The sequence below is a fragment of the Roseomonas aeriglobus genome, from assembly GCA_016937575.1.
In the GTDB taxonomy this organism is placed as follows: domain Bacteria; phylum Pseudomonadota; class Alphaproteobacteria; order Sphingomonadales; family Sphingomonadaceae; genus Sphingomonas; species Sphingomonas aerigloba.
Genome location: JAFHKN010000002.1, coordinates 3,292,342 through 3,306,888 on the forward strand (window position 1 = coordinate 3,292,342; position 14,547 = coordinate 3,306,888).

Sequence of the window (14,547 nt, forward strand, 5' to 3'; positions counted from 1 at the left end):
GGATGATGTCCGACAGGCTCATCGGAGCAAGATTCTGAACTCCGCAACCAGCGGTTCAAGATCGCCATCATAGCTTGCAACCATCGCGGGCAGAAATGTGTCTCGTTTGACGCGCGAGAAATCCAACGGATATTCAGCCCGCTCGCCGAGCATCGCCGCGAATGAGAGCTGGGAGCGCCCATTGCCTTCACGGAACGGATGGATCGCGTTTAGCTCGCCAAGAAACCGCGCCATCTCGGCGACAAAGACCTCTGCATTCGCTGCTGCCATGGCGGACGGAAGCGTGGCGAAAAGCCGCTTCATCTCCCCATCGATATATTCCGGAAAGCAGAAGGGATTACCACCTTTTGCCGTCCGAACGGTGCGGTATTTGCCGGCCCAGCTGTAGACGTCCTGGAATAGATGGTGATGAACCCGACGGTAATGGTTGGGATCATAGCGCCCAAGCGGCAGCGGCTCGCGAGCCCGCAGCGTTGTCATTTCAAGTTCGAACGCCTCGAGTAGTGCCGGATCGCGCAGCCCGAGCTTATTCTTGAGAGTGGGACTGCCCTTGTAAGCGTAAGGGTCGTCGAAGGCGTCGTAGCCGACCGACATCACTTGCGCGTATTGGCGTCCTGGTAGGCTCGTATTACCTCGGAGCGCTGATCGTCTGCGGAGAGCTTACGCTTCTTCAAGTCGGAGAGACGCTTGCGGCTTGCCGCACTCAGTCCGATGCCCTCGACCGCCGTGATCGCGGCGAAGGTTCGCTGGCCAAGCACAACGCCGGAGTCGCTCGCCTTCAATCCCCTGTTGATCTTTTTCATATGTCTCCAACCGTTCCGGATATGCGCCGACCCACGCTCTAGCGGTCGAGCAGTTTACGCGCCTGCGAAATCCGGTCCTTGAGTCCAGCCTGAAAACTCGGATCACGCCGCAAAGTCTCGATGTGCGTCGAGATCGCAGCCCGGATGATGTCGGAGACTGGACGGTTTTCCACGCTCGCAACCGTTTCCAACGCGAGCGCCTGCTCCTCGGAAAGGCGAACCGTCATTGCCTTAGCCTGTTTCATGGCGCTGTTTTGCACCAAAACTTGCCGCTTGTCAATCCTATTGGTGGTGTGGTATCACGGTATCAAATTATGGAGGTGGCAATGAGTCCCGACAACGACGACAAGCAGCATGAACATCCCGGTCGGCCGGAAAAGTTCGAAATCAAGATCGACCGGACGAACTACAAGGTGTCTGAGCCGGTGCTGACCGGCGCGGATTTGCGGCGCTTGCCCGAGCCCGACATCGGTCCAGAGCGCGACCTTTTCGAAGTGGTTCCGGGAGGCTCCGACCTAAAGATCGAAGCCGACACGAAGGTCGAGATGCGCAATGGTCTGCGCTTCTTCACCGCGCCAGCGCAGATCAACCCGGGCGCTCACTGAGGGGGAAGACAATGTTGCCGCCAGACGACCATGACTACTTGCAAGCAAGGGCGCCGAGCCACATGGTGTCGCTCGACGGCGGCATGATCAACGTCGTTATCCCTTCCTTTCCGCTGCCGGCCGGGTTCACACTTGGCGCGTCCGATCTGCTGCTGCGGCTGTCAGCGGGCTATCCGGACGTGCCGCCCGACATGTGGTGGTTCGAGCCCGCAGTCAGGCGCGTAGATGGGCAAACCATCGCGGCGACTGAATCTCAAGAGGCTCATCTCGGTCGCACTTGGCAGCGCTGGTCTCGCCATCTTCAGCCCGGCCAGTGGCGGTCGGGCATCGACTCGATCGAGAGCTATCTTGCGCTGGTGCGCAAGGAACTCGATGCCGCCGCGATGGCGCGTGCTGCATGACTACGACGCTTGTAATCCCTGGCCCTATCGCGGATGAAATCACGGCCGCGACGCACAATCCGCTTGAAAGTGCGGGTGTTCTTCTCGCTCGCCGGGTCGAGACCGGTAAGGATGTCCGTCTCCTGAGCCGGGCGCTGCATTGGGTGCCTTCGTCGGCGTATACGGAGCGGAGCCAATATCACATGCTGATCGGCTCCGAAGGTTATGTCGGAGCGCTTGGAGCAGCCGAAACCGACAGAGCCATTCCTATTTGGTTTCACACCCACCCTGGTGACGGAGCTGTGCCGATCCCGAGCAAATATGACCGGCAGGTCGATCGTGACATTTCCGACCTTTTTCAACTGCGCAGCGGTTCGGCCTTCTACGCGACGCTGATCGCATCGCCGCAGAGCGACGGCTTTATCTTCACCGGCGAGATTACGCCGGAAGGCGGTCAGGCGGTACCGATCGATCGCGTGTGGTCAGTCGGCGAACGCTGGCGGCTTCTACAGAACTTTACCCGCGACACGACGGCGCCCGCCACCATCTTCGACCGGAATGTGCGCGCGTTCGGGCCGGACATCCAGCATGTGCTTGGCGATCTGCGCGTCGCCATAGTCGGCGCCGGCGGCACCGGTTCAGCTGTTGCCGAGCAACTTGTCCGGCTCGGCGTGCGGCACCTCCTGCTAGTCGACAGCGACATTCTCTCCGCGAGCAACGTCACCCGCGTCTTCGGCTCGACACCGCGGGAGGTCGGCCAACCGAAAGTTGACGTGTTGCGGGCGCATCTGATGCGGATTGCTCCCGATCTCATCTGCTCGACAATCCAGGGCATGGTGACGGTGCAATCGGTCGCCCAAGCGTTGCGGTCGTCCGATATCGTCTTCGGATGCACGGACGATAATGCAGGACGATTGGTCTTGTCGCGATTGGCGACATTCCTGCTGACGCCGGTGATCGATGTAGGTGTGCTCCTAAGCAGCGACAGCGCCGGCGTCTTGATTGGCATTGATGGCCGGGTCACGACGCTCACGCCAGGCGCGGCATGTCTCGTCTGCCGCAATCGGGTCGACATGGCACGGGCCGCTGCGGAAATGCGGACGCCGGAGGAGCGGCAGCGGCTGGCCGACGAGGGCTATGCACCGGCGCTCGGCCAGGTAGAGCCTGCGGTCGTGGCGTTCACGACCGCTGTCGCGGCAGCGGCGGTCAATGAACTCCTCGACCGACTGATCGGCTATGGACCTCCGGAGCGCCCGAACGAGACCCTACTCAGGCTCCATGAACGCGAGATCTCGACCAACAGCGCAGCACCACGCCCCCGACATTATTGCGATATGGCGCAGGGCAAATGGGGAGCAGGCGACGAAGAGCCGTTTCTCGGCCAGTTATGGGGTGCGGAATGAAGATATCCTGGTGGCAATGGCTCCCATTCTGGCGTTGGCGTGTAATCGGTGCGACAGAGTCTGCCGATGAAGTTCCTGACCGTCTGCCGCGCAATGCGGTGACGCTTGTTGGTGATGCTGATCGGATAAAATGGATCGTCTTTGATTGTCCGTGCCGCACCGGGCATCGGATCATGCTCAATGCCGACCAAGCGCGGCACCCGAACTGGACGTTGAATCAGCTACCGCGACTAACCATCTCGCCAAGTATCGACTCGCGGGGCACCCAACGTCGATGCCATTACTTCATTCGTAACGGCCGGATTCTCTGGGCCAAGGACAGCGACCGATGAACGACGTTGAAGATGCGGGTGACGACCCGCAACCGATCACGCCGCAGCCGCCGAGGGCGATCGAGAAGACGCCCATGTTCACAGCGATGAATGCGGCACGCTATCAACGCCAAACTCTAATTCGCGACATCGAGGCCGACCAGCCCAAATTGCTCTGCTACGTCGCTGGCAACAAGGCGCCTGTGGACCGTATCGACACGCTGGGTTTCGTCGACATGCTCCACAACATCACACCCGGCGATCCCATCGATCTACTGCTCCACACGCCCGGCGGCGATGTCGATGCCGCCGAAAAGCTCATCACGCTGGTCAGAAGCGCTGCCGGCGAAGACGGGCAGCTGCGGGTGATCGTTCCGGACTATGCCAAGAGCGCGGGCACGCTCATGGCGCTGGGTGCCAACGCCATTGTAATGAGCGACTCCTCCGAGCTCGGACCGATCGATCCACAGGTTTCGTCCAAGGACGGTAATGGTTCCGACATGGTTTATTCCGTCCTGACCTATTTGAAAGCCTATGACGCGGCGCGGCGCGCGCTCGGGGAAGCGCCTGACGACCTTGCCAATCGCATCACCTTCGAGAAGTTTGACCCGACGATCGTGCGGAAGTTCCGGTCGGTCAGCGATCGAGCGCGGTCCTTCGCGGAAAACCTGCTCAAGCGCCGCGGAAAAAATTTCTCGAAGATTGCCAGCGAACTGATGGATATCGATAAATATCAGTCGCACGGCCAGATGATCGGTTGGGAAGCGGCAACCGAAATCGGGCTGACCGTCCAATATATGTCATCGACTGATTATATATGGCGAAAATACTGGGCGCTATACTGTCATTTGCGTCTCGCGATCGAAAGTGAACAGCGGATTTTCGAATCCAATTATGTATCACTTCTGCTATGACAGGCGCCAATCCCAACGCGCCTTCGCCTCAGATGACTGATGTGGCCTTTTAGGCACTTGTGCCCATCGGATTATGCGACTGAAATACGCCAATGGTATATTTTGGCGTGATAATTCGACGATCCGGGCGAAAATCACCCGACTAGTCGTCGCAGACAACGATACGGAATGAACGTCGATCGACCGATCTTGACGGCTTCGATCTCACCAGACTTCATTAGCTCGTAAAGCGTCGTGCGCGGGATACCGGTGAGTTTGACGGCAGCCGAAACGCGGACGCTGATCGGTTCCGTAGGCAGGGTCCGCAATTCCTCCAGAGCGGCTGCCTTTTCGCGATCGCGCTCTTCGGGTGTCTTGCGGCGCGTCATGCTTTGCCTCGGCCGCGAACGAATGCCCGATCACTTTCGAGAAAGGCAGCGAGCATCGCCGGGATCAGTTCGGTCACCGGTTCTTCCCGCCCATAGGCCTGCGCATAGATTGCGGCATATTCCACCAGCGACTGATGAAGGTCAGGCAAGACCGATATGCTGAGCTTTACCGGGTTTCGATCAGGAAGCTGCGGCAGCTTTAATTCCGCCATGTCAGCTCTCCTTTCCTGCGAGCGCCAGCACAAGATCCTTGTGGACGACCAGCCGAACCGGCGCGCCGGGCCTGATCGTGATTGTCGGCTGAATTCCGAGATTGCGCTGGGTGATCTGGTCGCCAGCACGCGCAACATTGTCCTGCGTCGACATCCGTATCGCCTGTACGAGATCGCTCTGCCCGGACAACGCCAGCTCCGAACTCACGCCGAGCAGAGTCGAGAGCGCCACGCCCTTCAGAAGCTGCCAGGTGTGGAAGTCGACCTTGTCGGCGAGGCCGGCATAGCCCGAGGGATCTGTCGCCGGCACGTTGTCGATGCGTAGCGAGCTTCCGTCCGGCATGATGATACGCTGCCAGACAATCAGCGCCCGCTTCTGGCCGAAGGCGACGACGCTGTCATAGGAGCCCACTAGCCGAGCGCCCTGCGGAACGAGCAGCAATCGGCCAGTGGCGCTGTCATAGGTGTTCTCGATCACCTGTGCCGTGACCAGTCCCGGCAGGTCGGACCGCAGGCCCGTGATCAGACTGGCCGAGATCACGCTGCCCGCCGACAGCGTATAGGGCGACGGCAGCGGCGTGAGCGCATGTGGGTTCACGTCGCCTTTCGGATCCAGCGCCACCACGAACGCGGTCTTGCGCCCCTGGGCATTGGGATCGCTTGTCGGGTCGAGTGCAACCTTACCAGGCTCGCTCGCGGGCGTTGCGGCTGGCGCGGCGATGGACGCTTCGCCAGTCGGCTGGGTCTGACGGTTCTGCACCAGCACCCCGGACTCGCGGGCCGCTTTCAGCTCGGCGAGCCGGCGTTCCCGCTCGGCCGCTTCCGCCTGCTGAAACTGCTGGTCATTCGGATTGACCGCCGTCGCAAGCTGCTGCTGCCGTTCGAGGATCGGCTTGCCAAGGTCGCCCGGGAGCGGCGGGCCGAGACGGGGCACGTCGCCGTATGTGGCCGGCGCACCGCTCAAGCCATCGCTCGTCGGCCGCACATTCGGCTGGGAGAGTTCCTGCTGGGCATCCCCGCGTTGGAACAACCGCGGCTTCAATGCCATCCAGGTCACGGCAATGAGGCTGACCGAGCCGATTGCCGCGATCGCGATGATCACGCCGCGCTTGAAGCGGATCGCGCGGGGCGGCCGCGCCCGGATCGCCAGCGTCTCCGGGTCGAGCTTGACGCTCGGCTGCGCAATGGCCTCGGTCACGACGCCCTCCGCCGCGAATTGGTCTCGCCGGAGCGGGTGATCCGCACGACGTCCTGACGCTTCAATCCAAGTCGCAGCTCGGCGGCCTCGAACAGCCGATCGACGACATAATAGCGCCCTTGCACTCGGTAGTTGACCAGCTGCGCGGTCCCCGTGCCATCGACGAGGAAGAGCGGTGGCGCCTCGCCGGTGCCCAGACCGGCCGGGAACTCGATAAAGGTCTGACGACCATCATCGAAGGCGCGGAGTGGCCGCCACACCGGCTGATCGCCGGAGATGACATAGTCGAAATGGAGCTGGTCGACAGACACGCCGGTTGCGACTGGCTGAGCGGCGCGGGTTCGATCCTCCGCCGCCTTCAGCGCGATGAGCTGGTCCTGCGGATAGGTCCATGACAGGGCAACCATCGCCGAGCGTTCGGCGCTCGAAAGCGCCAGATGGTAGGTCCGCCGGTCGGTAGTGATGATTATGTTCGTGGCGAGCCCGGCGGCAAATGGCTTCACCAGGACGTGCGTCCGTTTGCCTTCGCCGCTGCCGCTGGTCGTGTCGCCGATCACCCAACGAACGGTATCGCCGGCGGCGACCGCGCCCAGCGCTTCTCCCGGCTGCAGCGCAATGTCGGTCACTTGCCCGGGTGCCGTGAGAACGCGGAATACCGCGCCATCGCTGAACGGGTAGACCTGGACCGCGTTGACATATCCGGCCGCGACGGGCTCCAGCGTCGCCGCGCGGTTGGCGGCGCGAACGCGCAGTTCCGCCGGCGAAGGTGGCATCCGCCGGTGCGGTTTCGTCCGCGGCCTCGCCGCCGGGATAGGCTGGGCGACGACCGGTGCGGCCACCTCCGTTGAGGACACGGGCGGCTGAGACGGCAGGAGGGGCGCGGTCTGCGCCGCCGCGATGCTGGCGCTGGCGAGCAGGCCGGTGACGACAAGGGCTTTCATTGGCGGGTCTCCGTTTGCGGTTGCTGGGGCTGAGCGAGGTTCGGATCGAGCGGCGATCCGAACGGAAGGTTTGGAGCCGGGGCGATGGCCGGCCGCGCGGAGGGCGATGGCGCTGCGGGCGCCGTCACCCCCGGTTCCAGTTCCCGGCTCCAGTCGACGGCATCGACATAGAGCCCGAGCGGGTTGCGGCGCAGCGCATCGGCGCTCGCCGGAGCCTTGAGGACGACGGTCAGGATACCGGTCCAGTGCGCGGTCCCGGCCTGCGCTCCGCGCTCGTAGCTGGTCTCGATCCATTTCACCTGGAAGGACCGATCGGACGCGCGGACGACGCTCGTGACCTGCACGGAAACGGTTCGCTCGCCGACCCGACCGAACGGATCGGCCGCGCGGGCGTAGTCGCCAAGAAAGACCGCGCCACGCTTTGTGGTGAAGTCGTAGGCTGACAACCAGTCTTGCCGCATCAGCACCGGATCGAGCGAGACCGACCGCACGCTGGTGATGAAGCGACCGAGGAACCAGGCGATCTGCGGATCGGTCGGATGAAAGCCCGCCTCGGCTGCGGCCACGGCGCGGGGCTCGCCCAGCTTGTCGACCTCGACGACGTAGGGCACGACGCGGCTCTGCAGGGATTGCCAGAGCAGCCCACCCGACAGTGCGGTAGTGAGCCCGAGGCATCCGAACGCTATCAGCCGCCAGTTGCGGGCCTGGACGCGCGCGGATCCGATCCGATCGTCCCAGAGTTGCCCGGCGCGCTGGAAGGGCGTCTCGGGAATGGGCGATCGCCCATAGCGTTGCACGGCACGTTTGAAGAGCATCAGTCGTCCCTTTCCTTGATATCGGGGGTGGCGCCGGCGCCGCCCCGGTCGCCTTGGCCAACAGCGTGGATTGCGGCCTGGCGGTGGTATCGGGCCGACGCCTGGTTCTTCATGGCCCGCGCCCAGCCGGGCATGCTCGATACGTCGTCGCCGGCGCTCGCGGCGGCGGGAGTGGTGCTGCCGACCATCGCGTTGAATGCGCCCTGTCGGCCGCTTTCTGCGGCTTCGCCGAGGCCGAGCGCGGCGGACATCCTGGAACGCGCCGCATTCGACGCGGCAGTTGCCATGCCGCGCATTCCAGCACCGACGCTCGACGATCCGCTTGCTTCCTGTCCGAGCTTGTACGCCGTGCCGGCGGCCGACCCCATGCTGGTGCCGGCTCGAACCGCACTGAGACCTGCCGCCGCGAGACCGCGCGCAGCGCCGACGGCGCCGGCGCCGCCCAGGACGATGATGCCGCCGGCACCCAGCGCCGTACCGAAGGCCGAACCGGCACCGAGCTGCGGCGCGCCGGAGACAAGACCCGAGGCAATGCCGGGGCCGAAAATGCCGAGACCGAACAGCGCCAGGCTGGCGAGCACGAGGCTGAGCGCCTGACCGATGTCGGGCTCCTGCCCCTGCAAGGCCGTGGTGAACTGCGAGAAATAGTTGGAGCCGATGCCGACGATGACCGCCAGGACCATGACCTTGATGCCGGAACTCACGACGTGCCCCAGCACGCGCTCGGCGAGGAAGCTTGTCCGATTCCAGAGGGCAAACGGCACGAGGATGAAGCCGGCCAGCGAGCTCAATTTGAACTCGATGATCGTCACGAACATCTGCACTGCAAGGATGAAGAAGGCGAGGATGACGAGCACCCACGCGATGAGCAGGACCATGATGGTCAGGAAATTATCGAAGAAGCTGGTGAAGCCCATCATCTGCGAGGCTTGTTCGAGCAGCGGCCAGGCGGCGGAGAAACCGGTCCCGGCGAGGCGCCCGGGCTTGAGCAGATCGGCCGCGGCCATGCCGCCGCCGCCGGCGGTGAGGCCGGCCTGTGCGAACGAGCGGAAGATGATGTCGGCCAGCGTCGAGAAGCTGTTCAGGATGAACGCGAACGCGCCGATGTACAGGATCTTGCGGATCAATCGGCCGAGGACGTTGTCCTCACCGCCGAGCGCCCAGAACAGGCCCGCCAGTGTGATGTCGAGCGCGATCAGCGTCCGGCTGAGGAAGCTGACGTCGCCGCCCAGCAGACCGAACCCGCTGTCGATATAGGTGATGAAGGCCTGCATGAACTGGTCGATGACGTTGAGGTCGTTCACGGTGGCTGGTGTCCTGACAAGGTGAAGAAGATGCCGCGGGGCGCGCCTGGGGGAGCTTCGACGCGCCCCGCGGCGACATCGGCGGAGGGGCGAGGCCCGCCGATGCCAGACCGGCTCCGCCTATTGGGGGGTGTAGGCGTTGCCGGAGCCGAGGAATTTTTTGGTCGCGCCCTGCGCGTCGGACTGCGCTTGGGTCCGAACGGCACGCTCGATCACATCGGCACGGTATTGGGCCGCCATCAGCGTCTGGAGCTGGAACTGCTGCTTGGCGACGAGGGCGAGCAGCTGGTTCGTGGCCTGCTGCGCCTGAAGCGCACCCTGTGCGCCCTGGCTCCGTTGGACGATGCCGTTCAGCGTCGCAGCGTCGGCGGCGACATTCTCCACCACCTGCGCCTGCACGGTCATGGTGTGCTTGTAGGCATCCATCGACGCATCGAGCCGGGCGCGCGCGTCGACGACGTGCTGGTTGTTGGTGAGCGCCTGGTTGAAGCTCGTCGGGAACATCGACCGGAACTGCTGATCGAGCCCTGCGACGCGGAACTGGATCGCCTGTGCCTGGCCCATCAGCTGGTCGATCTGCTGGATCGTCTGGGTGATCGCCTGAAACTCGGGGAACGTGATCGTCGTCAGGTTTTTGGCCTGGTTGATCAGGCTCTGCGCCTGGTTCTGCAGCATCTGGATCTGGTTGTTGATCTGCTGCAGCGTGCGCGCGGCCGTCAGGATGTTCTGGCTGTAATTGCCCGGGTCGAACACGGTGAGTTGCGCCCGCGCCGGCGTGGTGGTCGTGACCACGCCCATCACGAGCGAGCCAGCGGCACCGACCGCAAGCGCGCTGGCCATCAGGTATTTCTTGAAAGGCAGTTTCGTCGTCATCGTCATTCTCCTCGGGGCTGGAGGGTCAGGGAGCGGGAAAGTCGGCGAGCAGATCGGCGGCCCAGCCGAGGTCGGCGTCGCGCAGGAAGCGGGCGGCGAAACCTTCGGGGTCGTCTTCGGCGAGGATGGTCTCGATCCGGCGCTGGCTGGCCGGATCTGAGGCACCGCAAAGCGCGAGCGCGATCGGCCCGAGCCCCAGCTCGAACAGGCGGTTTCCGCGCGCGGATTGCAGATAATAGTGACGCTTTGGCGTGGCCCGGCTGATAAGCTCGATTTGGCGATCGTTGAGGCCAAAGCGGGCGTAGGCTTCGCGGCTCTGCGGCTCGATCGCACGGTCATTGGGAAGCAGGATGCGCTGCGGGCAGCTTTCGATGACAGCGGGCGCGATGCTGCTGCCTGCCACATCTGCGAGGCTTTGCGTCGCGAACAGCACCGCGACGTTCTTCTTGCGCAGTGTCTTAAGCCACTCCCGGATGCGCGCCGCGAAGAGCGGATGGTCGAGAAAGATCCAGGCTTCGTCGAGGATCAGCAATGTCGGCCGGCCGTCGAAGCGTTCCTCGAGCCGATGGAACAGATAGGTCAGGACCGGCGCGACGACGCTTGACTGGCCGAGCAGCGCCTCGGTCTCGAAGCACTGGACGTCGGCGAAGGCGAGACCGCTTTCGCTTGCATCGAGCAACCGGCCGTGCGGTCCGTCCAGCGTATATGGCTGGATCGCGGTGCGGAGCGCGTTCGACTGGAGCAGCAGCGCCAGTCCGGTCATCGTGCGTTCCTGCGGGGGTGCCGACGCCAGGCTGCCGAGCGCCGACCAGACCGCATCCTTGACCTCGGGAGTGACGGTCACGCGCTCAGCATCGAGGAGCGCCGCGATCCATTCGGCTGCCCAGCTCCGTTCGACGGCATCGTCGATCCGCAGCAACGGCTGGAACGCTAGGGTATCTCCGTCCGAAGCACCGAGCGCGTGGTGCGCGCCCCCCATCGCCAGCACTGCGGCGCGGGCTGAAAGGCCCTTGTCGAAAATGTAGACCTGCGCGTCGGCGTAGCGACGGAACTGCAACGCGATCAGCGCCAGCATGACCGACTTGCCAGCGCCGGTCGGACCGACCAGCATCATGTGACCGACGTCGCCGACATGGGTGGAAAGCCGGAAGGGCGTCGATCCCGCGGTCTGCGCGACCAGCAGCGGCGGCCCTTCGAGATGGGCATTGCCGATTGGCCCTGCCCATACCGAAGACAGCGGCATCAGATGCGCCAGGTTCAGCGTGTGGATGATCGGCTGACGGACATTGGCATAGACATGGCCGGGAAGTGACGAGAGCCAGGCCTCGACGGCGTTGACACCCTCGCGGATCGTCGTGAAGCCGAGGCCGCCGATGATCCGCTCGACCTGCCGGATCTTGGCTTCGACGCCTGCGCGGTCCTCGTCGCTGACGGTGATGGTCGTGGTCAGATAGCCGAAGGCGACATGGTCACCGCCGAGCGCCTGAAGCGCGATGTCAGCGTCTGCCACTTTGTTGTCGGCGTCACTGTCGAGCAGCTGGACCGGCTGGTTGTATAGCACTTCGCGCAGAAGCGCGGTGATCGACTTGCGCTTGTTGAACCACTGGCGGCGGAGCTTGGTCAGGAGCCTGGTCGCATCGGTCTTGTCGAGGGCGATGAAGCGGGTGACCCAGCGATAGGCGAAATCGGCCTCATTGAGTGCGTCGAGAATTCCGGGCCGGCTGACGTTTGGAAAGCCGACGACCGTGAGCGTGCGCAGATGCCGAGACCCAAGCATGGGTTCGAGACCGCCGACCAGCGGTGTGTCGGCGAGCAGTGCATCGAGATACATAGGCGTCTCCGGCACCGCGACCGGATGGTGCCGGCTGGAAACCGCACCATGGAGGTAGGTCAGCGTCTCGGTCGACGAGAGCGCCCGCACCTCGGGCATGAACGCGGCGAACAGGTCGAGCGCGCGATCCGTCTCCGCGATGAAGCTCGCCAGCGCGCCGCGCCAATCGCGCCCCCCGACGGCGTCGGGCCGATCGACGAGGGATCGACCCGCGGCATCGGCGCCGTCGGCAGCGGGCAGCCAGACGAGCGTGAGATGGTAGCGGCTCTCGAAATGGGCACATTCCGCCTCGAAGCGCGCCCGCCGTTCCTCGTCGACGAGCCAGGACGCCGGATCGGGGAAGCTCCCTGCCGGATAGCCGAGCGCCTCGCGGCGCTCGGCATCGAAGAACAGCGCCCACCCTGTGCCGAACCGCTTCAGGACATTGTTCGCTCGCGCGCAGGCCGATACGAGCTCGGCTTCAGTTGCGCTCTCAAGGTCGGGTCCGCGGAACGCGAGCGTCCGCTGGAAGCTGCCGTCCTTGTTGAGGATGACGCCTTTGTCGACCAGAGCCGCCCAGGGCAGATGATCGGCGAGCCGATCGGCGCGCACGCGATATTCACGCAGGCTCAGCATGCGAGATAGCCCTTCTGTCTGAGATGGCGGACGAGGACCGGCACGAACGACGGATCGTGCCGGGTCGCGAAGACGGCGATGCTGTGCCCGACGGCCCAGACGACGATCCCGGCGATCCACTGCTGCAGACCCAGGCCGATCGCTGCGGCCAGCGTCCCGTTGACGATCGCGAGACCGCGGGGGGCACCGCCGAGGAGGATCGGCGCTCCGAGGCTCCCGTGGATGGGAACCTCGAAGCCTTCGATATGCTCGCTCACGCGATCAGCGCTCCGCCGCCGAAGCTGAAGAAGCTGAGGAAGAAGCTTGACGCCGCGAACGCGATCGAGAGGCCGAAGATGATCTGGATCAGCCGTCGGAAGCCGCCGGCGGTCTCGCCGAATGCGAGCGTCAGGCCGGTGACGATGATGATGATCACTGCGACGATCTTGGCGACCGGCCCCTGCACGGAATCGAGCACCTGCTGGAGCGGCTGCTCCCACGGCATGCCGGTGCCTGCGGCGTGCGCCTTGCTGGCGAGCGCCAGCCCGAGGCCGATCACGGCTCCCGCGATAAACGTGGTGCGACGGTCGGGAATCAGACAAGCAGTCATGGTCGTGCTCCTTGGGGCTTGGGGGGTGGAGAGGTGTCGGCGAGCGCGTAGCCGCCTTGCGCGTCGAGGCCGGTCACCCGCGCGATCGTCTCGATCCGACGCGAGGTCCCGCGGCCGGTGATGAAGACGATCATGTCGATGGCCTCGGCGATCAGCTGGCGCGGCACGGTGACCACCGCCTCCTGCACCAGCTGCTCGATGCGGTAGAGCGCGGCGATCGCACTGTTGGCGTGGACGGTGGCGATGCCGCCCGGATGTCCCGTGTTCCAGGCCTTGAGCATGTCGAGCGCTTCAGGGCCGCGGACCTCGCCGACGATGATGCGGTCGGGCCGGAGACGCATGGTCGAGCGAACCAGGTCGGTCATTGTGGTAACACCGGGGCGCGTGCGCAGCGCGACGGTGTCCGGCAGAGGGCACTGCAGTTCGCGGGTATCCTCGATCAGGATGACCCGCGCATCGACCCAGGACATCTCGGCGAGCAGGGCATTGGCCAGAGTGGTCTTGCCCGAACTCGTCCCGCCTGCGACCAGGATGTTGTAGCGCTGGGTGACCGCCGCTCTCAGCGTATCGGCCGCAACCTCCGACATGATCCCGTCGCTTACATAGTCGTCGAGCGTGTGGAGGCGCTCCGCGGGCTTGCGGATCGAGAAGCACGGCCCGGTCGAGACGGGCGGAAGCACGCCTTCGAACCGCTCGCCGGCGCGGCCCTCCAGATGGGGCGGCAGTTCCGCCGAGATGATCGGCCGATCTCCATGGATCTCGGCGCGGGCATGGCTCGCCACGAGGCGGATGATCCGCTCGACCTGATCCGGCTCGATCCTGACGCCCGTGTCGACGCGGCCTTCGCCGAGACGGTCGAGCCGGAGCGCGCCGTCGGGGTTGACCATGATTTCGATGACGTGGGCGTCTGCGAGCGCGAGCGCTATGTCCGGCCCCATAGCGGTGCGCAGCATCGCGCGGCGGCGGTCCCGGGCGAGCGAGCCGTTCATCGGTCCTGCTCCGTCCCGATCGTCCGCCGACCGGCGGCAACCTGCCGGCCGACCTGCGCGACGAATGCCTCGAACCGCTCCCGGCCGACTGCACGGCCGGCCTGATCGCCGTCGGCGAGCGGTGCCTGGATCGACAGCTCGAACCGAATGAACAGAGCCAACGTCTCCAGAATGACATGGCCGTCGCGCTCGATCCGGGAGAGCGCGGTCGACATGCGATCGAGCCGCAGGCCGAACCGGTCATCGAGTTCGGACGAGCCGCGGCGATTGAGCCAAGCCGTCAGGGCGTCGACGAGAATCGCAGACTTCGATGCACCCGGTTTCGCTGCAAGCGCTTCCAGCCTGTCGCTGAGCGGCTTGGGGAGGAACAGCTGATGGCGGACTTTCTCGACCATG

General features: G+C 64.4%; 19 protein-coding genes. 4 read left to right on the forward strand and 15 right to left on the reverse strand.

The window, feature by feature from the left end; genetic code table 11:
• Positions 1–18 precede the first annotated feature (18 nt).
• The 3 genes from JW805_16050 to JW805_16060 are packed head-to-tail and all read right to left on the reverse strand — an operon-like array spanning position 19 to position 1,048.
• Positions 19–594, reverse strand: coding sequence for a Fic family protein (locus JW805_16050; protein MBN2973519.1), 576 nt, complete (start codon positions 592–594; stop codon positions 19–21).
• Positions 594–803 carry a hypothetical protein gene (locus tag JW805_16055; GenBank protein ID MBN2973520.1) on the reverse strand — a complete coding sequence of 70 codons (210 nt, stop codon included), beginning with the start codon at positions 801–803 and terminating at the stop codon, positions 594–596. Before JW805_16055 ends, JW805_16050 begins: the two co-directional genes overlap by 1 nt.
• A gap of 38 nt (positions 804–841) precedes the next feature.
• Complete coding sequence (locus JW805_16060; protein ID MBN2973521.1) at positions 842–1,048, reverse strand: hypothetical protein; 207 nt, start codon at positions 1,046–1,048, stop codon at positions 842–844.
• Positions 1,049–1,069: 21 nt separating this feature from the next.
• On the opposite strand from JW805_16060, the gene JW805_16065 reads away from it, so the two are divergent.
• The 4 genes from JW805_16065 (at position 1,070) to JW805_16080 (ending at position 4,416) form a co-directional block, all read left to right on the forward strand.
• A complete protein-coding gene (locus JW805_16065) occupies positions 1,070–1,408 on the forward strand; it encodes a multiubiquitin domain-containing protein (protein ID MBN2973522.1) in 339 nt (112 codons plus the stop codon).
• 11 nt (positions 1,409–1,419) lie between these two features.
• Positions 1,420–1,809: a hypothetical protein gene (locus JW805_16070; protein ID MBN2973523.1), complete on the forward strand. Its 390-nt coding sequence runs from the start codon at positions 1,420–1,422 to the stop codon at positions 1,807–1,809.
• A gap of 182 nt (positions 1,810–1,991) precedes the next feature.
• Positions 1,992–3,191, forward strand: a complete 1,200-nt coding sequence (locus tag JW805_16075) for a ThiF family adenylyltransferase (GenBank protein MBN2973524.1) — start codon at positions 1,992–1,994, stop codon at positions 3,189–3,191.
• 328 nt (positions 3,192–3,519) lie between these two features.
• Complete coding sequence (locus tag JW805_16080; protein ID MBN2973525.1) at positions 3,520–4,416, forward strand: hypothetical protein; 897 nt, start codon at positions 3,520–3,522, stop codon at positions 4,414–4,416.
• A gap of 134 nt (positions 4,417–4,550) precedes the next feature.
• Here the strand turns inward: JW805_16080 and JW805_16085 are convergent, their stop codons facing one another.
• The 12 genes from JW805_16085 to JW805_16140 form a co-directional block, all read right to left on the reverse strand.
• Complete coding sequence (locus JW805_16085; protein MBN2973526.1) at positions 4,551–4,784, reverse strand: helix-turn-helix domain-containing protein; 234 nt, start codon at positions 4,782–4,784, stop codon at positions 4,551–4,553.
• Positions 4,781–4,996 carry a DUF2274 domain-containing protein gene (locus JW805_16090; protein MBN2973527.1) on the reverse strand — a complete coding sequence of 72 codons (216 nt, stop codon included), beginning with the start codon at positions 4,994–4,996 and terminating at the stop codon, positions 4,781–4,783. Before JW805_16090 ends, JW805_16085 begins: the two co-directional genes overlap by 4 nt.
• Before the next feature lies 1 nt (position 4,997).
• Positions 4,998–6,194: a TrbI/VirB10 family protein gene (locus JW805_16095; protein MBN2973528.1), complete on the reverse strand. Its 1,197-nt coding sequence runs from the start codon at positions 6,192–6,194 to the stop codon at positions 4,998–5,000.
• Complete coding sequence (gene trbG, locus JW805_16100; protein MBN2973529.1) at positions 6,191–7,135, reverse strand: P-type conjugative transfer protein TrbG; 945 nt, start codon at positions 7,133–7,135, stop codon at positions 6,191–6,193. Before trbG ends, JW805_16095 begins: the two co-directional genes overlap by 4 nt.
• Complete coding sequence (locus JW805_16105; GenBank protein MBN2973530.1) at positions 7,132–7,950, reverse strand: conjugal transfer protein TrbF; 819 nt, start codon at positions 7,948–7,950, stop codon at positions 7,132–7,134. The genes trbG and JW805_16105 overlap by 4 nt, the downstream gene beginning before the upstream one ends.
• The gene (gene trbL, locus JW805_16110) at positions 7,950–9,254 is read right to left on the reverse strand and encodes a P-type conjugative transfer protein TrbL (GenBank protein ID MBN2973531.1); all 1,305 of its coding nucleotides are present in this window, start codon (positions 9,252–9,254) and stop codon (positions 7,950–7,952) included. The genes JW805_16105 and trbL overlap by 1 nt, the downstream gene beginning before the upstream one ends.
• Before the next feature lie 120 nt (positions 9,255–9,374).
• On the reverse strand, positions 9,375–10,127 hold the full coding sequence (trbJ, locus tag JW805_16115; protein ID MBN2973532.1) for a P-type conjugative transfer protein TrbJ: 753 nt from the start codon (positions 10,125–10,127) through the stop codon (positions 9,375–9,377).
• 25 nt (positions 10,128–10,152) lie between these two features.
• The gene (locus JW805_16120) at positions 10,153–12,573 is read right to left on the reverse strand and encodes a conjugal transfer protein TrbE (GenBank protein ID MBN2973533.1); all 2,421 of its coding nucleotides are present in this window, start codon (positions 12,571–12,573) and stop codon (positions 10,153–10,155) included.
• Positions 12,567–12,830 carry a VirB3 family type IV secretion system protein gene (locus tag JW805_16125; protein ID MBN2973534.1) on the reverse strand — a complete coding sequence of 88 codons (264 nt, stop codon included), beginning with the start codon at positions 12,828–12,830 and terminating at the stop codon, positions 12,567–12,569. The genes JW805_16120 and JW805_16125 overlap by 7 nt, the downstream gene beginning before the upstream one ends.
• Entirely contained in the window at positions 12,827–13,162 is a 336-nt protein-coding gene (locus JW805_16130) for a TrbC/VirB2 family protein (GenBank protein ID MBN2973535.1), read from the reverse strand. The genes JW805_16125 and JW805_16130 overlap by 4 nt, the downstream gene beginning before the upstream one ends.
• The gene (trbB, locus tag JW805_16135; protein ID MBN2973536.1) at positions 13,159–14,151 is read right to left on the reverse strand and encodes a P-type conjugative transfer ATPase TrbB; all 993 of its coding nucleotides are present in this window, start codon (positions 14,149–14,151) and stop codon (positions 13,159–13,161) included. Before trbB ends, JW805_16130 begins: the two co-directional genes overlap by 4 nt.
• A complete protein-coding gene (locus JW805_16140; protein MBN2973537.1) occupies positions 14,148–14,546 on the reverse strand; it encodes a CopG family transcriptional regulator in 399 nt (132 codons plus the stop codon). The genes trbB and JW805_16140 overlap by 4 nt, the downstream gene beginning before the upstream one ends.
• Between the last annotated feature and the right edge of the window lies 1 nt (position 14,547).